The sequence below is a fragment of the Bartonella sp. CM86QHHN genome, assembly GCF_042194695.1.
In the GTDB taxonomy this organism is placed as follows: Bacteria; Pseudomonadota; Alphaproteobacteria; order Rhizobiales; family Rhizobiaceae; genus Bartonella.
In genome coordinates this window covers 76,697-103,526 of the sequence record NZ_JBHIND010000010.1, presented here as the reverse complement: position 1 = coordinate 103,526, position 26,830 = coordinate 76,697, and the positions used below count along the sequence as shown (strand labels likewise).

Here is a 26,830-nt window from a genome sequence, read left to right as displayed (position 1 = left end):
ATAACAGCGAATATGAAAGTGATGCTGCGTAAATGACACGCGCGGGCGCGGCGGGGGCGCCCTCCTTTAAACATCTCATTTTAAAAATTTAAATCTCTCTATAAAGGAATTGTGCTCATGCAAAAGAAGTTTGCACTCACAAATGAAACGCGTGTAATTAATAATCATACCCTTTATCGCATTAAAGCATTAAAAGACTTTTCTGATATCAAAGCAGGTACTTTAGGTGGCTTTATTGAAAAGGAAAGCAACCTCTCTCATGATGGGAATTGCTGGGTGTATGATGAGGCTTGTGTCTATGGTCATGCAAGAGTGTATGATGATGCAAAAATACGGCATTTTTCTCAAGTCTGTGGTCAAGTTTATGGCAATGCTGAAGTCTATGGAAAAGCTTTTATCTCTCAATATGCTAAAGTTTATGACCATGCTTTTGTCTATGGCAATGCTCATGTTTATGGCAATATTTATGGGTATGCTCATGTGAATGATAGTGCCCGCATTCTTGCTGATGCTCATATTTATGATCATGCGCATGTTTCTTATGATGCTACGGTTTTTAGTTATGCACGCGTTTATGGTCATGCCAAGGTTTCTGGCTTGGCTTGTATTTATAGCCATGCAAAAATTTATAATTATGCTGTTATTAATGGTCGTGCAAAGATTTATGGCAAGGTTTATGGGAATGCTTGTGTGAGTGGCTCTTGTGAGATTTATGGCTCTGTTTATGGCAATGCTAAAATCTCATATTGTGCAACAATCTGGGGGCGTGTTTATGGCAATGCAAAAATCAATAAAAAAAGCAAAGTAAGGTTGGTTCCAAAAAATTGTGAGGTGTATGAAAGAGATAATGTTGTCAATATAACTGATAAAACAGAATAAAAAGAGACATGGGGGTGTGCATTCTTTATGGTTATAAACGCATATAAAATGCATTGCTATAAACATATCATAAAAGAGAGAGTAACATAAAAAAGCCGTGTCAAATGATATGACGCGGCTTTCAAATAGCGTTTTTTATTGATTAAAATGAATCATCCACAATGGAGTAATGAATGCATATATACAAAACGTATCATATTGCAAGCGCTCTATTAGAAATATAAAAACTTATCAAAAGGAATGTAAATGTTGCATACGATTTTTACTCACTCATTTGAATGAGAGAGCCTATAAAACGCTTGTTATGGCTATCAAACGTATCAAACAAATCAAAACGCTCGGTAGCTTTAACAATCCAATCAAAAGCAAATGCATATTCAATAAATATCTGCAAAAAACGTTCTTTTTACATTTGGAAGCGTTGGTTTTTAAAAGCAGCTTTTCATAAGATAAATAAACAAACGCTTTTATAAAGTGTAAGGTTTTTAAGATTTTGCTCTGCTGTGAAAGCTAAATCTTAGTTTTCTCATAAATGAAACGTTTTTAAGAGCAAATGATAACTAAGTTATAACTGTTATAAAAAAAAGTTTTAACGTTTCTTATAAAGATCTCATCTTATGTTTCAAACGTTTAAACGTGCATTTAAAGAGGTTCTCATAAGCGTATTTGTACTTTTCATTAAAACCTAATTTCTTTAAATATTAGCCGGTCCATTTTTGGAGGCATTATCTTAGAATAGAGCATTCTTTAAACATTACAGCTTTTGACTCAAAATTAAGTAAAAACCCATACCTTATGATGTTACAATGGTTTTGAAGTTTGTTTGCTTATCTTTGTCTTAATAGCTGCCCCCAAATTTGGAAAGAGCTCATTTGGTTTCGTATTTTTAAACTATAACTTTTAAAATGTTTTTAGTACCAAATCTAAAGTAGATAGTTATTCTACTGCCATGGCATTATTTGCCTCCATTTTTTTGTGGAAGCGAATAGTTCCATTCTTAAAGACTAGCCTGCAATCTATTCATTAAAAGGCTTTTCATTTCATAAGATATAGCATTTTGAATTTCATGACCTTTATTTCCTACCTCGGTAAAAAAATACCGTGGTTATAAAATCGATCTTGTCTTTAAATCCTTTTATGCAATCTTTAAAATGTTCGGTGTTATGATGATGCTGTTATGACAGCTCTCTATTTTGCGCTCGCCAATTTTGGCGAATGTTAATTTGCTCTTTTATGTGATTAACAATCCAATCTTTAAAACAAGATGTGATCTTTAAACGTATGTTATCGATATTTTCAAACGACTAAATTTAAAACAATGTGATTTGTGCTGTGATAAAAACGTATCATAAAATTTATGAACTGTTATGAATGATATCGGCTTTTCATTTCATATGAACGTTTACATGCGTTATAATATTTACATTATGATTTGCTTTTTATGGTCTATTCATACATGGCAATCTTATATAAAAAATAGTCAAATGAATCACGTATAAAAGTATGGATTCTTAAGTAGATTCTTATAAAATAATTGCAAACAACATATTGACTTTATTGTGTTTTTTATATACTATACGATGTTTATGGGGTACCAGTTGTGCATACGCTTTATAGACAAGCTCTGCAATATCAAGTTGCTTCGGCTAAAGATGATTTTGTGTCTGAGAACGCAGGCCTTACATGGAGACTGAACAGCGAAGATGTACGGGCTTGCTGCGCACATCTTGTTGATGAAATGTATAAATTTTAAAATAATAAGGGTAGAGGATATGATCAAAAATGATAAGAAATACCGTTAGTTAGTCGTTGGTGGTACAGGAATATTGGCGCCCTTTTGCCGGTCATGAGGGCTGAACAACGTGATTATCGCAGCGCGTTTTCGTTCTCATCAATCCAAAATTGAGTTATTTCAGACAAGGGCTAAATGTATATTTTGGAGATTATTATAAGCCATAGGCACAATTTTTAAAAGGGGTACCACTATGGACGGGCTTGAAATATTGCATATTATGGGGGGCATTCGCCTGCACATGCATTTTCGTGTAGGTTGAGATTGAGCGGTTGTCCTTCTTACCGAAACCTCAGCGTATTGTTCATGTTTTTGGTTCTAATGCAGAGGATAAAATAATCTCTGGATGTGCGCATCATAATAAGATTGATCCCACATCTGTAAAATTAGGTCGGAAAAGGCTATCATATGGCCGGCGGTGATCAATGAGAAAAGTGTTTATGATCATGTGATTTGTGAGAGCCGTATTGAGAAAGAGTTTGCGCAAAATCTCGATAATGACTCTGATATAAGATTGTTTTTTAAACTGCCAAGAAGTTTTAAAATAACCATTCCCATTGGTTCTTATACGTCTGATTGGGCGGTTTTTTTAGAGAGGGATGGAGAACAAAAGCTTTACTTTGTGCTGGAAACAAAAGGAACGAATAGCGATTTTGATTTGCGCCTTAAAGAAATGCTGAAGATTAAATGCGGCAAGGCGCATTTTACCGCCCTTGAGACGGGTGTGGTGTTTAACGAGGCACTGGTGATGAGTTGGCGCGATTCTAAGCGGGGGGGGGATGGTGGTAGAGAGAGTGGGGGGCTGTGGTAGGAGTGGGCGGCACGAATGACGCTGTCTTTAGTTGTGTACCACCAAGCTAATTTTGTGCTTTGCGAAATTCGCCAAGGCTTTTGGACGTACCGCGTTTACCGCGTAATAAAATCTTATGAATATCATGCAGAAGGCGCGCAGAAATGGGTGATTGCGTGTCTAGCTTCCCAATGCCGTAATTAAGTACAGCCACATAATGAGATAGCTCTTCAATATCATCAGTCGCACTGATACTTTTTTTTATTTTCAAACAATAATAGGTCAGATGGTAACGATTATGTCCTTTCTATCTGAGAAAAGAGTAGCACCGCTTGCGTATATGTACGAGTAAAAGTCAATCAACATTGGTCTGAGGTAAAAACCGCCAATTATTTCTAATACACCTAAGGATTTCATAGCTTGCTCTAACGGTTTATATAAAACCGCCCTTTTAAAAGATGGATTGGGCGGCAAATTTATTGGGATATAGGCTTTATGAATCTCTCGAACTAAGCTTTCTACTATGCAGGTCCTAAGGCGTGATTGCATATATGGTCGTATCTGTTGCTGCGTTGTGTAGGCAGAGATCCTAAACTAGGAAAGGAGGGCTGCTCTTTTAATTACAAAGGAAGAATACGGCGCGTAAGTGAAGCAAAATGTATTTTGAGGAGCAGAAGGGGTGAGGCATTTGATGTCCAGCGGGTGACGGATTAACTGGAGTATAAGTAGGCATTGCTAGGGTGGAGTTTTTAGTTAAGAATTGCACTTCGTACGCTATAAGCTCTCTGCATCCTTCATATAGGCGTTGGATCATCGCCCAATGCAACGTAAAGGGGCTGTTTTGTCTTTAGCGTTTGTTTGGCTGCTTCTATAGTGCCGCTGGCTCTATCAGCCATTATGGTGATAATTTTCTCGTCCAAAGAATAAATCAATCGATTGCGTAATAGGGTATGTGTGCCTTTTTTGACCGTGTCTTTTTTTAAAAGCAGCTGTTACCTCGTGGCAGGGTTGGGGGTGTTTATATGATCAGCCTGCCAAAGAAATGGAAGCGTTATCGCGATAGCCACCAATAGTAGTCCAGCGATAAAGGTGGCAGCAAACTGCAATGATATAAAAGAACCAAGGACGCCGACCAAAAAGCTTCCGACCGGCGTTCCAGCATAGCCTATCACTCGAAAAGCAGAATTAGCTCGCCCGAGAAGTTGCTTTGGTGTGAGGCGCTGCCTGAAGGCGGTAACACCAATAAACCATAAGCTTGCTCCAACGCCAGCGATAAAGGTGACGCCCCATACGACGACAGCACTTTTTGAAAAGGCTGGAATCAGCAGCAAGACAACCGTTCCTAAACCGTCAGTGAGAACAGCTAGGCGCACCGGTGCATAGCGTATACGCGGTGCAAATAGGGTGCCTGCCATTATTCCAAGCGCGTAGGCCGCAAACATCACGCCATATTGGCTGCTATGTAGGCCCAGATACCGACTGTCGGTAACGAAGAAGATGAATGAGGTTAGGAATGCTCCAAATACCACCGATAGAAAGAATGTGAGTAATGTAAGGGAGGTAAGATGCCGATTTGAAAAAATGAAACGAAAGCCGGCAATGATATAACGGAAAGTGATGTTTTCTTTATCAAGTGCTGGCGATGTCGGAACAGCACGGCGAGCGGTAAAAATCAATACGATAAAAAGCACGATTAAAAGGCCGAGAAATAGCAGGGTGCTATGCGCTAAAATGCTGCTTGTTATGACAGGGGCAAGAAAATAGGAGACCCCGAAATCTAAAAACAAGACAATAGAGTAGAAGGTCATCAATCGCTCTCCCTCCATGATAAGTGGTGGAATCGTCATTATATAAGCTTCGGCAGAAACGACGATGAATCCAGCAATGGTTGCATAGAAGAAAATTTGTTCGGCTGGAGTAATCTGTATCATAAGTAGTATGAACAGGACAATATGCAGTAGCATGAAGATGAAGAGAGCTGAGGTGGCAAGTTTTATTTTGTCGCAGCGATCAAGTAAAACGCCTGCAAGGATGCCGAAAATTGGCCACGCTAATGAGAAGAGACCTTGCGCCCAACTTACTCCGACTACGCCATATCCAGATTGTCTTGCTAATAGCGGGATGGCAGTGCGCAAAGCACCGCTGAGTAAGGCGAGCAGACTAACGGTTAGGCAAAAATAGCGTATGTTCTTGTTGGAAAAAAGCGTGAACATTCTGTTCTCCTTAAGATGCCACACAGGTTTCCACTGTTCCATCAAGTACGGCGGTTGTATTCAGCATGTTTGCGACATAGCCGTCCAAGATATTCCTATCTGCCTGAGGTAGAAGAAAATACATAAGGTTGGAATACCATTGCCAACCACGCTGAGTCAGCTGGAGATTGTTATCACTTTCTGCGATGAGACCTGCACCTATGAGCTGTTGTAGGTTATTGTATACGAAAGAGGGGAGTGCGGTCCAGTCAATTCTTTCTTTTTTGGCATAACCGTTATAAGGTAGCCTCATACACAAAGCCTTGGAGGCTTGTTGCTCTGCTGATACCCAATTGTAGTATACTTTGGATTTGCCTTTAAGTTGTATGTCGGTAATGTATCCGCTTCGACTGGGATTGGCTCGTGTGACGAGTGAGCCGAGAATCGACATTGCTGACGCCCCGAAGCCAACCACATAATCGTCATGATAACCATGCAAATATTTGTGATAGCGGAAATAATTAGCTGAACTCGTTTTAGCGAGCGTTAGAGGAGTGTTATTGGCAATTTTGATATAGGAATGCCCATTACACGGCGCATAGCCGCAGCTGCGCATAACGATGTCGCTAAATAAGCGAAGCATCTGTCGATGCTGTAGGCTGGATGGCTTTAGCCCTTTTTGTGCGTAAGACTTATGCAGTTGCGACGTGATAGCCAGATTGTTAATTGCATAGAGGTTGATGGTTTCAGGGTGAAGCTCGCTGGCTTGCTTCAAATCGTATAATAGTTCTTCGGCTTGCTGGCTGTGCATGCCATATAGTAGGTCTAAACCGACATGTCCAATTATCTCTTGTGACCAAGCTACGGTATTGTTGATTTGTTCACGTGTTGAGGTGAGGTTAAACAATGATCGGAAACGCTCAATGAAACTCTGTATACCGAAGCTGATCCGGTTAACGCCGATCTCACGGGCAGCATAAAGTTTATCACGTGTAACGCTCTTCGGTTCGCTTTCCAGTGTAAGCTCAGTTAAGGAAGAGAGCTCAAATTCGGCATGCAATACTTTTCCGATGTGGCGGATATTATCTGCAGACAAAAGCGACGATGTGCCGCCCCCTATATAGATGCTGCGGATGGGCCCTCTAAGCGAGCGAATGAAATTTCCTTTGTTTCTGATCTCTGTGGTAAGCGCTGACATATAAGATTCGATTTGCTTAACGTGCTTGTAGGCCCCTTTCTGAAAGGGACAGAAGGAACAGATGGTTTCACAAAAGGGAATATGCAAATAAAGAGAAATAGTATGCGCTTGTGGAATCTGCTTACTGTGCGCTAGTTTATTAAAGTCTAGGTAATCGTAAAATTCATTTGAAATAGTGCGAAATAACGGATATGTGAAGTTGTAAATCAGCTTGAGTTGATCGAATTTCACAAAAGGATGATCCACGAGTTGCATAGCTTATCTCCCCCAATTTCTTAACGCGCACTATATTATTGACGGGCGACTGGTGATCCAATTATCCGAGTGTATTACCAAAGATTTTCACGGAACATAATGAATCCTCCTTTTGTAGAAGTTATATATATTATACATATAACTCATTATATGAACAGATGAGCTTGTTTAAGAGGCAATGTAAAGATAAAAATATAAAAGAACTTTCTCTTGCAGCCTTATGGTCTGATATTGCAATTGGTATCCTGTTTTACGTGGTCGGGCTATGGATGCCTAGGGCGAGAAAAAGCAGGGTATTTTAATGGACGTGCGGGGCATCATTGTTATGTTGCTGGGACTTGGAATTTGCGTCTGGTTATGAGATATCATTAGCGCAAAAAGATGGTTTTAAAGGTAGAGATACATTTTTTAATATCCCTGTAAAACTTCGAGAAGAGATAGAGTTATCCTATTAGAAAACATATAAATATCCAGTGTGATAATATTATCGAATTACATGACATCATCACTCTTGCACGCCATTTTGATATACTACCTAAAATCTCATTGAGATTGTGCCATGTACTGGCAAACAGGGATAGATCGCGTTTTGGTATGACTGCGGCGGAGTTACGTGCCGCATTATCTTTGCTAGAATCCAATAGGATTAGGCTTAATGGGGCGCCTTTTCATGTGGGCTCTAATTTGAATTCGACTGAGTTAATAGTATCCACCTTAACTAAGGCTGGAAAGGATATTTACGCATTGAAGGATCAAAAAAGTTTTATCAGTTTAGGCGGGGATATCCGACTTCCACAGCGTTCTGCGATGCCGTGACGGTCAATGATGAATACTCTCGTAAAATTTATGAGGCATTGTCACAATTGGGTTGTGATTTACATAAGCTTACGGTAATTATTGAATCTAGGCGTATTATATCTGAAGATTATGGTTATTTATTTTCAAATATTAGCTCTATAAAAGAGCAGAATGGTACGAACTTAATTATAATCTGGGCTCTGGGGATGTGTACTCAATCTGCACAGTATCATGAGATCATAAGTCAAAGTATGTGAAAGAAACTGATACAAAATAGATTTTACGATGGTAGAAGACCGACGATAAAGGACGTTAGTTCAAAGGAAATTGATATTATTGTGTTCTCATATCCTGATTTTTTGGCTTTTTAGATATAAACAACACATCTCCTAGTGGGCTGGAGACTATCAGATGTTGGATCCCGCATGGCGCAATTAGCAAAAATTCCTATCTATTGGATTTGGTATGCTCTACTGGATTCTCAGCTCTAAATATTGTGTGCGAAGAGCAATGTCAAGCGGTGGAAATTGATATAAGTGCAGAGTTTGTACCATCCGCTCAGAACAAGGTTGATAGCTCTATTATGCAGGCGATGGTTAAGTTTCATATTGGAAATGCTGAGCGTATGTCTTATCCTGAAAATACATTTACGCATATTACGGCGGGGTGAGTATTTGTAAGCACAGCTGTAAAGGCTATTCACCATCCTAGGGTGTTTACTTCTACGTGGATAACAATAGAGTTACAAAACTTGCTTCATATTAAAAGAAAAGTTTCTTTTCTTTTAATTAAGCATTGCTACAACCAAAAGGAAATTAAATATCTCGCCTTTATTATTCTCGCCAATGTTTGCTTATATATGATTATTTGAATCGGAATTAGGTTACGTACAATATGGTATTTCTCGCTGTTTTATATAAGGAGAAGGTTCGCACCGATGTATCGCGTGCAATATCAATTTTTTCACTATGATGATAGGATAGCTTTTTGAGCGCAAAGTTCTTTTACCTTGATGGATCTTATAGTATTCTTCAAAAATATCAGTTGATAATTTTTTTTCGTGTCGTTTATGCATGGGCTGATACAATAAGAATAGGACTTGATTGTTTTTAAAGTTGGTATGTTATGGATGTAAAAAATGGTAAACAAACGAAAAGTAAGAATTTTAAACCTGTTTCTCGTTTTCTCAAAAGTTTACGTGGTGTGCACAATTGGGAACAAGTTTCACAATGGCTTGCTTTCCGTAAGGTAGAGGATATTGAATGTATTACGCCTGATCAAGCAGGGGTACCACGGGGCAAGATGATGCTTTCTAAAAAATTTACATCGGAAACATCATTGGCATTGCCTTCAGCAGTTTTTATGGCAACAATTTCAGGGGATTATCCGGAAGATGGTCATGGTTTTGAATATCCTAAAGCAGATGGTGATTTACGCCTTGAGCCTGATCTTTCTACGTTAAGCATTGTTCCATGGGAAGATGCTCCTACGGCACAGGTGATTTGTGATCTTGTGTATCAAAATGGTCAGGTTGTAGATTACACACCACGCAATGTTTTACGAACGGTGGTTCACTTTTACACAAAAATGGGTTTAAGCCCTGTTGTTTCACCAGAAATTGAGTTTTATTTGGTACAAAAAAATCCCGATCCTGATTATCCGTTAGTTCCACCGGTTGGTCGTTCTGGGCGTTCAATTGGTGGTGGACAGGGGTACTCCATTGCTGGTGTTAATGAATTTGATGATTTGATTGATGATATTTATCAATTTTCAGAGGCACAAGGATTGGAAATTGATACCCTCATTCATGAAGAAGGAGCAGGTCAGTTTGAAATTAATTTACGTCATGGTGATCCTATTGAGTTAGCGGATCAAGTTTTTATGTTTAAACGAACAATTCGTGAAGCAGCACTAAAACATAATATGTATGCAACTTTTATGGCAAAACCCATTCAAGGGCAGCCGGGTTCTGCTATGCATATTCACCAATCGGTTGTTGATAAGAAAACCGGTATGAATATTTTTACACAGGAAAATGGTGAAGAAAGTATCTGTTTTCGCCATTTTATTGGTGGATTGCAAAAACATATGCCAGGGGTACTTGTGATGCTTGCACCTTATGTGAATTCTTATCGACGTCTTGTCCCTGATAATTCGGCTCCTGTTAATTTGCGATGGGGATATGATAATCGTACTACAGCTTTTCGAGTTCCCCGTTCTGCTCCTCAAGCGCGACGTGTTGAGAATAGACTTCCTTCATCAGATGCGAATCCTTATTTAGCTCTTGCAGCTTCTTTAGCGTGTGGTCTTATTGGTTTGCAACAAAAAATTGAGCCGGATGAGCCAGCGACAAATAATGTAAACGCTGATAATATTGAGTTGCCGCGTGGACTCATTGAGGCAGTCAATTTGTTTGAACAAGATACAGTGATACGTGCTATTTTAGGGGATGTGTTTGTCAGTACTTATGCTGCAATCAAACGCCAAGAGTTTGAAACTTTTATGGAAGTAATCAGTCCGTGGGAGCGTGAATATCTCCTGCTGAATGTTTAAATTTTATGACGATGATTGATTATAATTCAATTTCTCCAGGAATTTCTTGGTATGAAGATGCTTTAAGAGAACGTCCATCGTATCCTTCTTTTTGTGAAAACAGACAGTGTGATGTGGTCATTATTGGAGGCGGATTTACGGGTCTTTCGGCTGCTTATCATTTAGCCAAAGCTGGAGTAGATGTTGTTTTATTTGAAGCATCACGTTTTGGTGACGGCGCTTCAGGGCGCAATGGTGGACAGCTGGGAACAGGGCAACGGCAATGGGTAGAAACATTAGAAAAAAAGTATGGTTTTGAGCGAAGTAAGGCTCTGTTTGATTTGGCAGAAGAAGCTAAAAAAGATATTTTATCTTTATGCGCAATGCCTAATTGTCCGTGTGATTTTATAGGAGGACAGCTTTCTGTAACCCATAAAAGGCGTGAGCTTCTCTCTTATCAACGGCATATTGAGGCGATGCAGCGTTATGGCTATCACGCGCTTACTTTTATGGATAAGGCTGAAACATTTGAGCGACTTGGATCAACTTTTTATTGTGGTGGTATTTATGATGCGGATACCGGCCATATAAATCCCTTAAAATTGGTTGTTGGATTGGCAAAAAAAGCCCAAGATGCTGGTGCTAAGCTTTATGAGAAGTCACAAGTAACGACCATAAGGCGCAAGGGAGCACATTGGAAAGTGATAACAGAAAAAGGCAGTGTAACAGCAGAGCATGTTTTACTTGCAACAAATGGGTATAAACTTGGTCTGGAGCGTTTTATTGAAAAAAATATTGTTTCTATTCGCTCTTATATTGGAGCAACGGACCCATTACCAAAGCATAGTTCAATTCTTATAGGGGGGGAATCGGTTGATGATTCCCGTTTTATGGTTCGCTATTTTCGCAAAAGCATTGATAATCGTCTCTTATTTGGTGGTGTAGAAAGTTATGATAATAAGCATCCTCTAAATTTAGATGAACGTATAAAACGGCAAATTGTTGAAATTTATCCTCAATTACATTCTATCAATTTAAGCCATCGGTGGGGAGCAACGGTTGCCATCACAGTTGAGCGCATGCCCTATGTTCGCCAACTTTTCTCAAGGATAACTTATTGTGGTGGTTATTCAGGGCATGGCGTTATGCTGGCTCCTTTCGTGGGAAAATTATACGCAGAATGGTTAACTGGAAAATATGAACGTTTTTCCTATTTCCAAGACTTAAAGATTTCATCTTTTCCGGGGGGACGCGTTTTGCGTTATCCGCTTATATTTTTAGCAATGCGTTGGTTTTCTTTATTGGATCGCCTTTAATGTAAACATTGCTTGAAATGAAGAAAATTAATGGCTTATTTAGTATCTGTCTGCTTTAATAATGAAAGCTTTTATAAGTGATATGGGATTTCATAATCGAATAGAAAAATAAACAAGTTCATGGTGCGTAAAATTATTCCAGTTTCTTCCTTTGATTGTATTGTTTTTGGTGGCAATGGTGATCTGGCGTTGCGCAAGCTTTTGCCGGCTTTGTATCATTGTCAGTGTGCTGGGCAATTCAGTGAGCCAACACGTATTATTGGGGTTTCGCGCACTTCCTTAAGTTGTGAAGAATATCAAAATTTTGTCCGCATTTCTTTAGAAAAACATATCCATCCAAAAGATCTCAATTCAACAGAACTCAATCGTTTTCTTGCACGTTTAACTTACGTTTCTGTTGATGTTACCTCAAATCGAGGGTGGGAGGATTTAGCCCTCCTTCTGTCACAAGATTCAGCGGATATTCGAGCTTTTTATTTGGCTGTTGGTTCGTCACTTTTTGCTGATATTGCGATGAAGTTGGAAAAAAATGATTTGGCGACACCACAAACACGGATTATCATTGAAAAACCAATTGGTTGCGATGTAAAAACAGCGGTTTCACTTAATGATGTATTTGCAAGCGCCTTTAATGAAGAGCAGATCTTTCGTATTGATCATTATCTTGGGAAGGAAACTGTTCAAAATTTAATGGCATTGCGGTTTGTTAATACACTTTATGAACCGCTATGGAACTCCAATTATATTGATCATGTTCAAATAACCGTTGCTGAATCTTTAGGGTTAGAAGGGCGTACAGAATATTATGAAAGCACTGGTGCTTTACGCGATATGGTTCAAAACCATATGCTACAATTACTTTGTTTGGTTGCGATGGAAATACCATTTACCAACAGTGCTAATGCTGTGCGCGATGAAAAACTTAAAGTTTTACATTCTTTAACACCGCTTGATGTCCATAATGTAGGGCAGCATACTGTACGTGGGCAGTATCTTTCTGGTCTATCAAATGGTATATCGGTAGAGTCTTATTTTGATGATCTGGGAAGAGTGAGTAAGAGTGAAACATTTGTAGCACTTAAGGTTAAGATTGATAACTGGCGTTGGGCTAATACGCCTTTTTATTTACGAACAGGTAAGCGCATGTTCACGCGAATGTCTGAAATTGTTGTGGTTTTTAAACCTATTCCTCATAATATTTTTAATGTGGATTTAGATGAAATTTTTTCTAATCGGCTTGTAATTCGTCTCCAACCTGATGAAGGTGTAAAACAATGGTTGATGATTAAGGATCCAAGTTATGGTGGTATGCGATTTCGTCATATTCCATTAGACATGAGTTTTGCTTCCGCATTTTCTGAACGTAATCCTGATGCTTATGAACGTTTATTGATGGATGTTATTCGTGGAGATCAAACACTGTTTATGCGTCGTGATGAAGTTGAGGCTGCTTGGCGTTGGATTGATCCAATCATTGAGGGATGGGAAGCAATAAAACAGCCTGTTCATGGTTATGGTGCTGGTTCATGGGGTCCTTCTGCTTCGAAGAGCCTCATGGAACGTGATGGACGTATATGGAACAATTTAGTTTAGAGCAATAAGTATGTATAGAATGAATATTGATCGTTTAGACTTTGAAACCCCTCAGACTTTAGCCTTGGCATTAGCAGATCGAGTAGCCGCAGAGCTTAGTGTATCTGTTCTTGAGCGCAAGAGAGCAGTTTTAGCGGTGTCTGGTGGTAAAACACCAGAATTGTTTTTTCATTATTTGTCAAAAGCGGATATTGATTGGCAAAAGATCATTATCACTTTGGTCGATGAACGTTTTGTCCCTACACACGATGAACGTTCAAATGAACATATGGTACGGTGTCATTTGTTACAAAATTTTGCAGAAAAAGCACGTTTTGTAGGGCTTTATCATAAAGCAATTACTGCTGAACTTGCTGCTTTTTCAGCGGCGAGTCGTGTTAATACTTTGCCTAAACCCTTTGATGTTGTTGTTTTAGGAATGGGGGAGGATGGACATACGGCTTCTTTTTTTCCTGATGCTGATCGTTTAAAGCAAGCGCTTGATTTACGAACACAAGCACTTGTTTTACCCCTTCATGCTAAGAGTGCTGTTGAGCCAAGACTCTCACTGACTTTGCCAGTTATTATGCAATCTCGTTGTATTATTCTCCATTTCGAAGGTTTTCAGAAACGCGATTGTTTTGAAGAAGCTTGTCAAGACGGGTCTGAAATAGAAATGCCTATTCGGGCAATTCTGCGTAATTCCCCTCATCTCGTTCAGGTTTATTGGTCGCCTGCAGAAAATGAAATAGGTGAATCAAAGTATGCGACACAAGGTGAATAAAACGTAATCTCTCTCAATGAATGAGGGGAAGAAACAATGAAAGGGGGAGAGAAATATGGCACTTTCCAAGACAATTGCCACAGTTACACGAAGGATTTATGAACGTTCTCGATCAACACGAGAAATTTACTTAGATCGTATTGCAAAAGCACAAGTTCATCGCCCCAAACGGAGTTTTTTAGGATGTGCCAATCAGGCTCATGGCTTTGCTGCTTGTGGTGCAATAGATAAAGAGCGTTTGAAGGGAAATATTGTTGGGAATATTGGCATTATCACGGCATATAACGATATACTTTCAGCGCACCAACCTTTTGAAAAATTTCCTCACTTAATTAAAGAGTCGGCCCGTATGGTTGGTGGTGTTGCACAGGTTGCAGGTGGTGTTCCCGCGATGTGCGATGGTGTTACGCAGGGAAATGCGGGGATGGAGCTTTCCCTTTTTTCGCGTGAAGTAATTGCAATGGCGACAGCTATAAGCTTATCACACGATGTCTTTGATGCAGCATTGTATCTTGGGGTGTGTGATAAAATTGTACCAGGTTTATTGATTGGTGCACTAACATTTGGTCATTTACCAGGAATTTTTATAGCAGCTGGTCCCATGACGAGTGGTCAAGGTAATGATGAAAAAGCGAAGATACGTCAACTTTACGCGGAAAATAAAATAGATCGCCAAACACTTCTAGCATCAGAAGCACGTTCTTATCATGGGCCAGGAACATGTACATTTTATGGAACAGCTAACTCTAATCAGGTGATACTGGAGATGATGGGGCTTCATATGCCTGGAGCTTCTTTTATTAATGCGAATACACCGTTGCGTGATGCTTTAACAAAAGAAGCTACGAAACGTGTACTTGAAATGACAGATCTTGGTGATCATTATAGTCCACTTGGTATGATCATTGATGAGCGTTCTTTTGTGAATGCCATTGTAGGATTAAATGCAACAGGAGGTTCTACCAATCATGCGATTCATTTGATTGCTATGGCTGCTGTTTGCGGTATTAAATTGACATGGCATGATATTGCAGAAATTTCATCCGTTGTGCCTCTTTTAGCGCGCATTTATCCTAACGGTTTAGCAGATATTAATCATTTTTACGCTGCGGGGGGAATGGGATTTATTATTCGCGAGCTTATCGAGGCAGGCTTGGTCCATGAAGATGTCTCTACGGTTTTTGGTAAAGATCTCAATGCTTATGCAATTGAAGCAAAGCTTTCTGCTGATGGTCATGTGGTACGTGAAGCGGCTCTTAAGGAAAGTGGTGATCATAAGGTGTTAGCGGGGTGGAGAAAGCCATTTCAGCTTGATGGTGGTCTTCGTGTTTTATCAGGAGATTTGGGAACAGCTATTATAAAAGTTTCCTCTGTTAAACCAGAGTATTGGCAGATTATAGCACCAGTCTTTGTTTTTAATGATCAAGAGGAACTACAAAAATCTTTTAAATCTGGAGTGTTGCATAATAAAGACTTTATCGCTGTCATTCGCTATCAAGGACCAAAAGCCAATGGTATGCCAGAGCTTCATAAATTAACGACCATTTTAGGCGTTTTACAAGATCGCGGTCAAAAGGTAGCATTGATAACCGATGGGCGTATGTCAGGAGCGTCAGGAAAAATTCCTGCTGCTCTCCATGTGACACCAGAAGCAGTGGATAATGGCCCCATTGCACGTTTGCAGGATGGTGACATTGTTTTCCTTGATGCTCATGAGGGTAAATTAACTCTTTTGGAGGATTTAGCAAAATTTAACGCGCGAAAAATCATACCTCCGGATCTTTCAAAAAACGAACATGGTGTTGGACGCGAACTTTTTCATGTTTTTCGTCAATCCGTTAATCGTGCAGATCAAGGGGCATCTGTTTTTATGACATGAAAAATGCAAAAATAAATAAGCTGAATCATATACAATGAAACCATATACAAGGAATTGTTACAATTTTTAGAATTTTGGTATCGGCAGATTGTGTGATCGCGCGGCGGCTTTGAGTGTATTAACCATAAGCATGGCAATTGTCATTGGTCCAACGCCTCCTGGAACAGGGGTGATCGCAGCAGCTTTTTCTTTTACGTTTTCAAAATCGACATCACCAACAAGACGTGTTTTCCCTATACCTTTTTCTGGTGCAGCAACGCGGTTAATACCGACATCAATAACAATTGCACCATCTTTTATCCAGTCTTTTTTAATCATTTGTGGGCGGCCTACAGCTGCTACTAGAATATCAGCGCTTCGACACACATCATCAAGGTCACGGGTACGACTATGGGCAATTGTCACAGTGGCATTGGCTGCTGTTAAAAGGGCAGCCATAGGTTTTCCAACAATATTAGAGCGTCCAACAACGACAGCATCAAGTCCAGATAAATCTCGTCCACAGTGTTGTTCAATCATCATCATGGCACCAGCTGGAGTGCAGGGAATAATTGCATCTTCAAGTGCATTTGCCGCGAGTTTTCCTACATTAATATAATGAAAACCATCAACATCTTTTTGGAAAGCAACGGCTTGTGTTATGCGATTTGTATTCATATGAGCAGGGAGAGGCAGCTGTACCAAAATACCATGAATTTTGGGATCAGAATTTAATGTTGCAATAAGTTGAAGGAGTTCTTTTTCTTGCGTTTCTTTGGAAACGACATGTTTGATTGAAAGAAACCCACATTCTTCGGCTTTTTTATTTTTTGAGGTGACATATACTTGACTTGCAGGATCATCTCCAACGATAATAACAGCGATACTAGGTTGTATATTATAGTGATGGCGGAGCTTTGCTGTTTCGGCCTTAACTTTCACAATAATCTCTTCAGCAAGTTTTTTTCCGTCGATAATATTATTCATTCAGAGATCCTTTCGGTAAGGCTGTTTGTTTTTTTTTGTAAAGCATTTTCTAATAATACGATAGAGTTTTATAGCAATATTCATATGAGAACAGTAAGAATGGTTTTATAATGTTGTGGATTTATAGTTTTGAAGACTTTTAAATAATTGCTTTATAAAGAAGCAGCAACATTGCTGTTTGAATAAATTTTGGATAAAGAACAAAAATAATGAAGATACAAAGTGGATATAGTGAATTATAGGATTATAAAAACTTTTTATGATCATTTAAGTTTGTTTTTAATCTGTTATAGGGGGATAAGTATAGAGGGATAATGTGCGCATCAGAATAATAAAATTTTTGAGCGGAGTTTTTATTACAATTATCTTTTTATTTGGAGTGGGGATTCTCGTTTTACCTTATCTTATTTCTACAGATGCGATTCGTATTCGTTTAGCGCAGGATTTAAGTGCATGGACGGGTTACAATGTGCAATTGCGTGATCCACCGCGGTTACATCTTTTTCCTTATCCTAAAGCATTTCTTTCTGGCGTTACTTTAACATCAAAAATGGATGATGTTGCGCCATTAATGGAAGCTGAATCAATAGAAGTTGATCTTTCTGTCGTCGATCTTCTTTGGGGACATATTTCTTTTTCAGAGACGCGGATTATGCGTCCTCAATTTGTTATGGAAAAGCCTGTTAAAACAATAGCAGATTTTTTTGATCGGTTTTCTCGCTCACAAGGTGCATTAGGGGTGGCAATACGTAATACGCGTGAAATATTAAAACATAATCCTGAGCATCCAGAGATAGAGCACCTTTTAAAACAACCTTTTGGACGGATTGTCATTAAAAATGGTGTTCTTGTGTATCACGATAGTTTTTCAGGAGTAGCAGAAAAAATAACAGGATTAAATGCAACTTTAGATTGGCCGGAATCAACTCAGGAAGTACGGTTACGTGCAGATGCGCGTTGGCGCGGAGAGTTTACAAAATTATCACTTGATGCTTCTCAAGCATTGCTGCTTCTTGCTGGAGGCAAAAGTCATATTAGGGCAAGTCTCAATTCTGTACGTGGGGGAATAACTTTTACAGGAAAGGCTCGATTATCTGAATATTATATTTTTGACGGAAAAGTGTCAATGCGTTCTCCTGGATGGAATCAGACATTGTCTTGGGTTGGTGGAAATCAGTTTTGGGGATATAAATTAAAAATACCCATTGTATGGGAATCTCATTTTTTAGCGCAGCCAATGCATATCCAAATGAACAATGTTACATTTACGATGGGGAAAGCCAATGCGCGAGGAGCTTTAAAACTCGATTTTCAAGATTATGTACCAAATGTCATGGGCTCTTTAGCCTTTGATAATCTAGACCTTAGCCTCTTGGGTTCAATGTTTTTTTCAGGTAAAAAGAAAAATGCCTGCTTTGACATGAGAACTTTTGATCGTATTGGCGTGGATATACGACTTTCTGCGCCACAAGCTAAAATAGGAAATATTTCACTCACAAATTTAGCTGCTGCAATACAAATAAGAGATGGTCATGGTATTTTTGATCTTGGACATGCGAATATTTTTGGTGGATCTGTGCAAAGTAATATTGAAGTTACTTCAGCTGGACAGAAAGTGCGTATTGGAGGAAATATTTCAGGTGCTTCTATTGATATGCAGGAGACTTTAGAAATCTTGGGATTTATTCCATTTATACAAAGCAAAACGAATTTTACTGCAACGGTACGAACACTTGCTGATTCTTGGCCAGAAATTTTTACGAAAATGCAGGGTGAGTTAACACTGAAGATGTCTTCTGGTCGGCTATTAGGGTATGATCTGAATGAATTACAAACAAGACTTTCAAATAAACAACAATTTCTTTTAATGAATAATGATACTTTTTCAACAACATTTGATCACTGGGATATTCAGACAAGCTTTTCAGAAGGTATGATGAAGGTAACAGAGTCATTAATGCGTACAGCAGACTTGAGCTTATCCATTCAAGGAATCATTGCAACTGCTATTGCGCAAGGGAAGGAAAATGAACTGATATTACAGGCACAACTACGCAAAAACTATAGATCAGAAACTTTATGTAAAGATGTCCAATGTCTTGCTAATAGCCTTGCATGGCCTTTTACATTTTCTCTAAGCTCTAAAGGACAAAATCATGGCGATTTTTGGGTTACAAAAGATATTAACGCAGATTGAGTATCGTTTTTCATCTGTATAATATTCTATCCTATAATGGTAATTCGTCTTTTTGCAACTTAAAATTGTCTTTTAAATTTAAATCAGAGCTCCCATTATCGGAAGATTCTCTCATTTTAAATCCGTTCGTCGTGAAGCAGTAAAAACCATCCTCACCGTCATAATAAGTGAGGTTGGTATAGATAAATGACTGAAGAGAGGAATAAAAAACCTTCTTATGGAATCTTTCAAATACAAGAGATTCATAATATCGGTGCTAATCTTATAAAAATTGCTAAAAAACATTAAAATTTTAAGGAGGATGTTGGCCAGTGCTTATTGAATCGCAGAAGAAATACCATAGCCATCTTTGGTAATTGTATGCTTCCCGTCGGCTCCAACAGAACCAATTCCCACTGTAATCAAAATAAAGGCTAAGAGGGTTGTAATCGTAATAATTGTAGCTTTTTTAGCAGACATATTTTTCCTCCACGGATGCATCAATGACTGAATGCAAAGATGAATGGTGCATTATTTAAACTTTTATGAAAGCAGAATCACTTAAGGATCTATAAGTTCCTATTATTATCTCATAAAGCTAAAAAAACTCTATAATTCTTTAATATATTATAGTTCTATAGATATAATTTTTTCTTTTTGCTATATATTTTTCTTCATTTTCTCGATGACGATAGTGAGCATTGGCAAAATTTTTATGCGCATAAATTATAAACTTAAAAGATTATTCATTCGACAGACATTGGCTTTGAATGAAGAAATAAAGATAGAGGGGGCACAAGCTTCTTATCTTATGCATGTTTTGCGTATGAAAGAAGGAGCAGAAATTTTACTTTTTAATGGACAGGATGGTGAGTGGCTTGCTAAACTTATCACTGTTAAGAAAAAATTTGTTGTGGTTCAGCTTATCCATCAAGAAAGATTACAAACGACGCATTCCAATCTTATTTATTGCTTTGCTCCACTCAAAAATGCGCGGTTGGATTATATGGTGCAGAAAGCTGTTGAAATGGGGGTATCGATTTTGCAGCCTGTTATAACGCATCATACGCAGGTTACGCGTATCAATATGGCGCGTATGGAAGCCAATGTTATTGAAGCTTCTGAACAGTGTGGAATTTTATCTCTTCCTAAATGCGTATCGGCTCTATCATTAGCAGAACTTTTAGCACAGTGGGATGAGACACAGCCTTTATTCTTTTGTGATGAAGAGCATAAATTGCATAATCCATTACCTTCTTTTAAAAAGCGTGACGTTACAACACCTGGTATTCTTATTGGACCGGAAGGTGGCTTTAGTGAAGAAGAGCGGAGCTTTTTAAAAAAACATCCTTTTGTGGTTCCAATATCACTAGGTCCGCGTATTTTACGCGCTGATACTGCCGCTGTTGCTGCTTTGGCTCTTCTTAATGCTACCGTGGGGGATTGGGCAATGGATTGAGAAATCTGTAAAATCATTCTAAACAATTTATTTAAGATGATGATACCAATTATAGGATACGGTAAGTTATGGCGCTTGATATAACTGATGAAAGTGAAATTTATAACTTAGATTCTTTGGTTAGCTATTTCCAAGGGGGGTATAAAGCAGAAGATGATTGGCGCATTGGTACAGAACATGAAAAATTTCCGTTTTATAGAGATGGTTTTCATCCTGTTCCTTATGAAGGAGAGAGGGGAATCCGAGCGCTTTTAGAGAGGATGCAAAGCGCCTTAGGATGGAAACCTATTTTAGATGAAGAGAATATTATTGGGCTCGTAGGATCAGTTGATCAGGGAGCCATTTCTTTGGAACCTGGGGGACAATTTGAATTATCTGGTGCACCATTAAAATCAGTAAGCCATACATATTACGAGTTGATGGAGCATTTAACTCTTCTCAAAAAAATTGCAGAACCATTAGGTATAGGTTTTCTAGGTCTTGGAGCTAGTCCAAAGTGGACTTTAGCTGAAACGCCGCGAATGCCTAAATCACGTTATCAGATTATGACTGATTATATGCCTAAAGTGGGGTATAATGGTCTTAATATGATGTATCGCACATCAACAGTTCAGGTTAATCTTGATTTTTCATCTGAAAGTGATATGCGGCGAAAAATGCAAGTATCCATGAAGCTACAGTCCATTGCAACGGCATTATTTGCAAGTTCACCTTTTACAGAAGGGCGCCCAAATGGCTTTTTGTCGTGGCGTTCTGAAATTTGGCGTAATACGGATAATCAGAGGACAGGCGTTCTGCCCTTTGTATTTTCTGAGCGTTTTGGTTTTGCTGATTATGTTGAATGGGCCCTTGATGTTCCAATGTATTTTGTTGTGCGTGATGGTCGTTACTATGATTGTACACACATAACGTTTCGTCAGTTTATGAATGGAGCATTAAAAGGACAAGTTGCAAATTCAATTCCAAACATGGGAGATTGGATTAATCACTTATCAACGTTATTTCCTGAAGTCCGCTTAAAAAGATTTTTAGAAATGAGGGGAGCTGATTGTGGTTCTTGGAAGCACATTTGTGCGTTGTCGGCTTTTTGGGTTGGGCTTCTTTATGATAGGGAAGCACTTAATGAGGCAGAGGCTTTGACAAAAGATTGGTGTTTTGAAGAAGTTTTAGAGTTGCGCCAACGTGTTCCTAAAGAAGGGTTAAGAACTCCTTTTCGTCAAACTATTCTTTTAGAGTTAGCACGTCAAGCTCTTGCTATTGCTCGTAAAGGCTTAAAAAATCGCAAACAGTATGATACGAATGGTTTTGATGAAACAAATTTTCTTAATCCTTTAGAAGAGGTTGTTGCAATGGGACAAACAGATGCTGAAAAATTTTTGTCCCATTACTATTCTATTTGGAATAAGTCTGTAGAACCTTTATTTTTAGAATGTGCCTATTAAATTTGAAGCAAAGATACTTCCTACTTTTTTTAAAATACATATCACCGTGGTGGTTCATTCACTCATTTGCTCTAGAGAGCATATCCTATCTTTCTTTTAACATTTCTCATAACGGAAAGGATACAATACAAAAATTTCTTGGGGAGTGTGATTTTTATACCCAATAATATCACGATATTTCCGTAATCATAATGTTTTCCCTTTGTACAAAAGATAGTTCATAAGAGATAAAGCTTATTATCAAACATTTTTTATTCACTTGGCTAAGCCTACTTATGAATAGGTCTGAAAATAATATTTTTTACTTTTCAAAGGGATAAAAAATATAATTTGCGGTTAATAGTCAATTATTATAATTCAATATACGATGCTTATATGAAAGAGTATTTTATTATACAAAAATTACGATATCAATCTTTCAGTGCGCTAAAAAGACAGTAGAAAAAATACCGATAGATCTATGTATGTATAACTCAATTTTATTTTTATAAAAAAAAGAAATACATTATGTAAATAGATAGAAATAAAGATTATTATATATATAATGAATGTGTTAATTACATCATTAAATATTGATAAATAAAAAATATTATCTTCATAGAGTTATATGAAATTATAAGCTATTCATAGATAAGAAATAACTATTTGTATGCAAAGGGGTATTATATTAAAATACTATTACTCTTGATAAAGAGGCACGAGATAAAGAGATTGAATTTGCAACGAATGAGTGTTTGAATACGCACAAAAATTCAAAAAAGAACAACATTTCTATAGCAGAATAATCTTTATCAGTATGAGCGCAACTTATTATAGGCAATTAATTATCCCCATACATTGTAAATCTACTGTAAGACTGCTTTTAATGCTTTAAACTGTACTATTCATAAAATTTATAATATTTGTAGGCTTAAAGCCTCTCATTGTAATCATATATCCTCAGTCTTTTCCATTGTTTTCATTATCTAGAAATTTGTAATCGTCTTTGTTATGCTCCACTAGGATAAGCAGCTTTAAAATGTGCTCGTCCTTCATCCGTAATGGCATCACGCCTCTGTAAATCAGTTGTTGTGTTTTCTTCTGTAGAATTCGTAAACAAATGGGATTGTTTTTCATCATGAACAGTTACAGAGATTCAACGTTTTTATAAAGATACCGTGGAAAGCATTGACCTGTATCTATTGCATCTAGATTAGGCAAATTCTTAGCTATCAATACAGAAAAAACGCTTCGTGCTCCTATGCCTGTAATTTGTATCATCCTATTTTCAACTTTTTGTCCTATCAGGACTATACGAGGCATTTGGTAAATTCCATCGTTGAGATTCCGATTATAATAAAACCACTGTTGCGTAAAAGGATGATATGAACTCTGAGTGAGGCATGCCTCTTCAAATTCAAAAACCTTTCCTCTTATTAGTTCTTGCGTAACATTATAACTCCAACTTATCTTTTTTATATCTAAAGTGACAAAATTATTTACAGCATGTGCACGTGTTGTTCGATCAGCATATGAATAGGTATCGTTAAAACGTTTTACTGCGCTATTATAAAAAGCAATCATATTATTTATATTTGCTGCTCAAGCTCCGCCCTCCAATGTTGCGACAGCTCTTGCATTAAGATGTTTCATAAGAGGTATTTCTACTCCTTTCTTATACATTTTTACCCATACGCCAGCCTCGCTTGTGACGTGCAAGCAAATGATTTTTATTGATTCAAGATAAACAGGTTTGAAATGAGAGAATCTTACGTTATTCGGAACTCTCATTTAATATGCAAAACAGTAAATTATCATTATAAATCAATTCCTTGTCTTTCAATAGGCATTGTGGCTTTCAAAGCCTTTTTTATGACTATAAAAAGAGTTTTGAAAAATAAAAAAGCTTTCATTGAGAGTAAAGAAAGAATGTATAAAAAGTATTTTCAATAAAATAATTATATTTGAAGTGCTGATCAAAGCTATTGAGAGTGCAGTCCATAAAATGAGCAGAAGTAGCTTGTTGGTGTATTTTCTAGAAAAATCATGAATGTTCGATTGTTAATTCATCCTTGCTTGGAAAGCTTGTTTCAGTTCAAATAGAAAAAGAGAGTGGTAAGGAGATTTATAGAATAAGATATGCTGTAATTATTCAGTATTAAGATGCAATGAATGTTGCTTATATTTCTCTTTTTTAACTATTTTATGAGAGTGAAAATTTAAAGAATAAAAAAATAATTTTATTTATTTTCTTTAAACAGTTATAAGTAGATAAAAAATTCTCTTTTAATCTATAAATTAAAAAAATAATGATTTTGTAAAAGCCTTGTAAGCTTTATAGGTTAATTTTAAATATCATGCATTGATTTTGAATTATGCAGATTATTTATGTCAACCATAATAATAGTGAGCATAGACAATGACATTTAATTTTTTCGTCAATTTATTTCTATTTGTTATTTTTTTATTGTTGGTTTCTCAAAGTAAGAAAATGCAATGGAGTCTTTCACTACGTGTTATGCTAGGGCTTATCCTTGGCTTGATTTTTGGAAGTATTTTACAGTTTGTTTATGGAGAGGGTGAAGGCACTTTATTGAAATCCGTTGAATGGTTTAACATTGTCGGTGAAGGCTATATTTTATTGTTGCAAATGATTGTTATGCCACTGGTTTTTGTCTCTATCGTTTCAGCGGTTGCTCATTTACATTCTGTTTATGCTGTTGGAAAGATGAGTATAATAACAATTTCAATATTGCTTTTTACAACGGCTCTTTCAGCATTGGTTGGCGTGCTTGTGGTTAATTTCTTTGGATTAACAGCAAATGGTTTGGTGCATGAAGGGCAAAATGTCTCTGCTATTCTTGAAGGTCATATTTCTCAACTTGGAGATATGAATATACCAAAGATGATTTTGTCTATGATTCCTAAAAATCCATTTGCTGAATTGAGTGGAGCTAAACGTACGTCAATTATCAGTGTTGTGATTTTTGCGTCATTTTTAGGTGCAGCGGTTCTTCTTTTAAAGAAAGATGAGCCAGAAAAAGGGGAAAACGCGCTTTTATTTATTCAAGTGGCACAAGCGTGGATTATGCGGTTAGTCCGTATTGTGATTGCTTTGACGCCTTATGGTATTTTTGCACTTATGACGAAAGTAGGAGCAATATCGCGTATTGCAGATATTTTAAATTTACTGGTTTTTATTATTGCTTCTTATGTCGGTATTATTTTAATTTTTGGAATTCATGGTGTATTGCTTGGTATTTCTGGGATTAATCCCTTTCGTTTTTTCAAAAAGGTTTTACCGGTTTTAACATTTGCTTTTAGCAGTCGTTCAAGTGCTGCAAGTATTCCTTTGAATATTGAAGCGCAAACACAGTGGATAGGTGTACCACAATCCATTGCGAGTTTTGCAGCTTCTTTTGGGGCAACAATTGGACAAAATGGTTGTGCTGGTCTTTATCCAGCGATGCTTGCGACCATGATTGCACCCTCTATGGGTATTAATCCTCTTGATCCTACTTGGATTGCTACGCTTATTGGTGTTGTAACGTTGAGTTCTATTGGTGTTGCTGGTGTGGGGGGAGGTGCTATTTTCGCTGCATTGATTGTGTTACCAATTATGGGGCTTCCTGTTACTTTGGTTGCTGTACTTATCTCTATTGAACCGCTAATTGATATGGGACGTACTGCTCTAAACGTGAGTGATTCAATGGTAGCAGGAACGGTTACCAGTCAAATATTACGGACAACAGATAAAAGTATTTTTAAAAAATAATTTTAGATCATATTTTTTTGGCTGTAAAACATCTGTAAGAGATATTTGCGCTGAACCAGGTTGGAGGGGTTTTTGTTGATTGGGATGAGGAGCCCAACCAGAGAGCCAGAGGAAAGAAAAATGTGCACGAATACGTCCATCAGGATCACTAAATCGTTGTGCATAGATTTCAGCTGCGCGGAGAAAAAAGCGTTTGGATACAGGGTGTCGTGAACGATTGATGAGTGCATTTTGCATTCCCATAGCTTTAAGATCGTGCATAAGGTCAAACATTGTATTATAACGTATTGTGATATCTTCAACGTCTGCTACAGGCAGGGCAAAGCCAACACGCTGTAAAAGAGCGCCTGCATCACGAATGTCGGCAAAAGGGTAGACCCTAGGGCTTGCTCCATCATAAATTTCACTTTCAGCTTGCAGCAGGCTTTCTCGCAATTCTCTTAATGTACCAGCTCCTGCCATAACAGCAAGAAATAAGCCATCTGGTTTAAGAGTATTTTTTATCTGGCTTAGAACACCAGGGGTATCATTGGTCAATTGTAATGAAAGAAGTGAAACAATAAGGTCACAGTAACTTTGAGGTAAATCAAGAAATTCTCGATGACGTAAATGAAATTTTTTATCATGGCTTTGATAAAGCGTATCGGTTTCAATGCGTTCTATAGAACAAACTTTTCCAGATTTCATTAAAGCTTGCGCAGCAAGGTCTGTATGGCTGTGTAAATCGAGAGCTAATGTAAAGAGGCGATCAACAGTGCTAAGGCGTTTATAGAGATCTTCTGCCATGTGAGAGAGTAAAAAGTCACATCCTTTTTTTGCTTTTTGAAAGGCACGTTTTCGGAATTGTTCAATGCGGTTATGATCAAAAATTAAAGGATGCGACATATTGTAGAACACTTTCGATCTATGAAAGAATATATTTTGAAAAGGTTCATTATTTGTGCAAGCTTTGTCAAGTTTATAATATGAAAGAAATAAATTTATAGAAGGTAAGAGTTTTTAAAGGAATTAAAATTATAAGTTGAGGAAATACAAAGGAACTTTTG

Annotated in this window: 21 protein-coding genes and 1 pseudogene; 14 read left to right on the top strand and 8 right to left on the bottom strand. The window is 37.7% G+C overall.

Translation table 11 applies throughout. The features are described 5' to 3' along the window. Positions 1 to 117: 117 nt before the first annotated feature. On the top strand, positions 118 to 879 hold the full coding sequence (locus tag ACFIKX_RS01210; protein WP_375646172.1) for a hypothetical protein: 762 nt from the start codon (positions 118 to 120) through the stop codon (positions 877 to 879). A gap of 262 nt (positions 880 to 1,141) precedes the next feature. Here the strand turns inward: ACFIKX_RS01210 and ACFIKX_RS01205 are convergent, their stop codons facing one another. Continuing rightward, a complete protein-coding gene (locus ACFIKX_RS01205) occupies positions 1,142 to 1,273 on the bottom strand; it encodes a hypothetical protein (RefSeq protein WP_375629828.1) in 132 nt (43 codons plus the stop codon). Between the two features lie 1,206 nt (positions 1,274 to 2,479). On the opposite strand from ACFIKX_RS01205, the gene ACFIKX_RS01200 reads away from it, so the two are divergent. Next, positions 2,480 to 2,632, top strand: coding sequence for a hypothetical protein (locus tag ACFIKX_RS01200; protein WP_375629825.1), 153 nt, complete (start codon positions 2,480 to 2,482; stop codon positions 2,630 to 2,632). 457 nt (positions 2,633 to 3,089) lie between these two features. After that, positions 3,090 to 3,482 carry a hypothetical protein gene (locus tag ACFIKX_RS01195; protein ID WP_375629822.1) on the top strand — a complete coding sequence of 131 codons (393 nt, stop codon included), beginning with the start codon at positions 3,090 to 3,092 and terminating at the stop codon, positions 3,480 to 3,482. 46 nt (positions 3,483 to 3,528) lie between these two features. On the opposite strand, the gene ACFIKX_RS01190 is transcribed toward ACFIKX_RS01195, so the two are convergent. The 3 genes from ACFIKX_RS01190 to ACFIKX_RS01180 all read right to left on the bottom strand — a co-directional run bounded on the left by ACFIKX_RS01190 (position 3,529) and on the right by ACFIKX_RS01180 (position 7,106). After that, positions 3,529 to 3,675, bottom strand: a complete 147-nt coding sequence (locus tag ACFIKX_RS01190; protein ID WP_375629819.1) for a hypothetical protein — start codon at positions 3,673 to 3,675, stop codon at positions 3,529 to 3,531. A gap of 778 nt (positions 3,676 to 4,453) precedes the next feature. Further along, entirely contained in the window at positions 4,454 to 5,674 is a 1,221-nt protein-coding gene (locus ACFIKX_RS01185) for an MFS transporter (RefSeq protein ID WP_375629816.1), read from the bottom strand. 10 nt (positions 5,675 to 5,684) lie between these two features. Further along, positions 5,685 to 7,106 (bottom strand): coproporphyrinogen-III oxidase family protein, encoded by a 1,422-nt coding sequence (locus ACFIKX_RS01180; RefSeq protein WP_375629813.1) that lies wholly within the window; start codon positions 7,104 to 7,106, stop codon positions 5,685 to 5,687. A 450-nt stretch (positions 7,107 to 7,556) separates the two neighbouring features. On the opposite strand from ACFIKX_RS01180, the gene ACFIKX_RS01175 reads away from it, so the two are divergent. From ACFIKX_RS01175 to edd, 7 genes are all read left to right on the top strand, one after another. Next, complete coding sequence (locus ACFIKX_RS01175; protein WP_375629837.1) at positions 7,557 to 7,922, top strand: hypothetical protein; 366 nt, start codon at positions 7,557 to 7,559, stop codon at positions 7,920 to 7,922. A 355-nt stretch (positions 7,923 to 8,277) separates the two neighbouring features. After that, on the top strand, positions 8,278 to 8,574 hold the full coding sequence (locus tag ACFIKX_RS01170; RefSeq protein WP_375629834.1) for a class I SAM-dependent methyltransferase: 297 nt from the start codon (positions 8,278 to 8,280) through the stop codon (positions 8,572 to 8,574). 455 nt (positions 8,575 to 9,029) lie between these two features. Continuing rightward, a complete protein-coding gene (locus tag ACFIKX_RS01165) occupies positions 9,030 to 10,457 on the top strand; it encodes a glutamine synthetase family protein (RefSeq protein WP_273790377.1) in 1,428 nt (475 codons plus the stop codon). 11 nt (positions 10,458 to 10,468) lie between these two features. Beyond that, the gene (locus ACFIKX_RS01160; RefSeq protein WP_375629831.1) at positions 10,469 to 11,752 is read left to right on the top strand and encodes an NAD(P)/FAD-dependent oxidoreductase; all 1,284 of its coding nucleotides are present in this window, start codon (positions 10,469 to 10,471) and stop codon (positions 11,750 to 11,752) included. A 120-nt stretch (positions 11,753 to 11,872) separates the two neighbouring features. Further along, a complete protein-coding gene (zwf, locus tag ACFIKX_RS01155) occupies positions 11,873 to 13,345 on the top strand; it encodes a glucose-6-phosphate dehydrogenase (protein WP_375629810.1) in 1,473 nt (490 codons plus the stop codon). A 10-nt stretch (positions 13,346 to 13,355) separates the two neighbouring features. Beyond that, positions 13,356 to 14,108 carry a 6-phosphogluconolactonase gene (gene pgl / locus ACFIKX_RS01150; protein WP_375629807.1) on the top strand — a complete coding sequence of 251 codons (753 nt, stop codon included), beginning with the start codon at positions 13,356 to 13,358 and terminating at the stop codon, positions 14,106 to 14,108. A gap of 55 nt (positions 14,109 to 14,163) precedes the next feature. Continuing rightward, positions 14,164 to 15,987, top strand: coding sequence for a phosphogluconate dehydratase (edd, locus tag ACFIKX_RS01145; protein ID WP_375629804.1), 1,824 nt, complete (start codon positions 14,164 to 14,166; stop codon positions 15,985 to 15,987). Between the two features lie 66 nt (positions 15,988 to 16,053). Here edd and folD read toward each other — a convergent pair whose 3' ends face one another. Beyond that, positions 16,054 to 16,953 carry a bifunctional methylenetetrahydrofolate dehydrogenase/methenyltetrahydrofolate cyclohydrolase FolD gene (gene folD / locus ACFIKX_RS01140; RefSeq protein ID WP_375629801.1) on the bottom strand — a complete coding sequence of 300 codons (900 nt, stop codon included), beginning with the start codon at positions 16,951 to 16,953 and terminating at the stop codon, positions 16,054 to 16,056. Positions 16,954 to 17,269: 316 nt separating this feature from the next. Here folD and ACFIKX_RS01135 point away from each other — a divergent pair, with 316 nt between their 5' ends. Then, positions 17,270 to 19,150, top strand: a complete 1,881-nt coding sequence (locus tag ACFIKX_RS01135) for an AsmA family protein (RefSeq protein ID WP_375629798.1) — start codon at positions 17,270 to 17,272, stop codon at positions 19,148 to 19,150. Between the two features lie 315 nt (positions 19,151 to 19,465). On the opposite strand, the gene ACFIKX_RS01130 is transcribed toward ACFIKX_RS01135, so the two are convergent. Then, positions 19,466 to 19,609: a hypothetical protein gene (locus tag ACFIKX_RS01130; RefSeq protein WP_273790383.1), complete on the bottom strand. Its 144-nt coding sequence runs from the start codon at positions 19,607 to 19,609 to the stop codon at positions 19,466 to 19,468. Positions 19,610 to 19,844: 235 nt separating this feature from the next. On the opposite strand from ACFIKX_RS01130, the gene ACFIKX_RS01125 reads away from it, so the two are divergent. Next, positions 19,845 to 20,588 carry a 16S rRNA (uracil(1498)-N(3))-methyltransferase gene (locus tag ACFIKX_RS01125; RefSeq protein ID WP_375629795.1) on the top strand — a complete coding sequence of 248 codons (744 nt, stop codon included), beginning with the start codon at positions 19,845 to 19,847 and terminating at the stop codon, positions 20,586 to 20,588. A 68-nt stretch (positions 20,589 to 20,656) separates the two neighbouring features. Next, positions 20,657 to 22,030, top strand: coding sequence for a glutamate--cysteine ligase (locus ACFIKX_RS01120; RefSeq protein ID WP_375629792.1), 1,374 nt, complete (start codon positions 20,657 to 20,659; stop codon positions 22,028 to 22,030). A 997-nt stretch (positions 22,031 to 23,027) separates the two neighbouring features. Here ACFIKX_RS01120 and ACFIKX_RS01115 read toward each other — a convergent pair. Then, positions 23,028 to 23,611, bottom strand: a pseudogene (locus tag ACFIKX_RS01115) (type ISP restriction/modification enzyme); the annotation flags it as partial. 817 nt (positions 23,612 to 24,428) lie between these two features. Between ACFIKX_RS01115 and ACFIKX_RS01110 the strand changes: the two are divergent. Then, a complete protein-coding gene (locus tag ACFIKX_RS01110) occupies positions 24,429 to 25,784 on the top strand; it encodes an L-cystine transporter (RefSeq protein WP_375629790.1) in 1,356 nt (451 codons plus the stop codon). On the opposite strand, the gene ACFIKX_RS01105 is transcribed toward ACFIKX_RS01110, so the two are convergent. Further along, entirely contained in the window at positions 25,749 to 26,669 is a 921-nt protein-coding gene (locus ACFIKX_RS01105; RefSeq protein ID WP_375629787.1) for a methyltransferase, read from the bottom strand. The genes ACFIKX_RS01110 and ACFIKX_RS01105 overlap by 36 nt on opposite strands. Positions 26,670 to 26,830 lie beyond the last annotated feature (161 nt).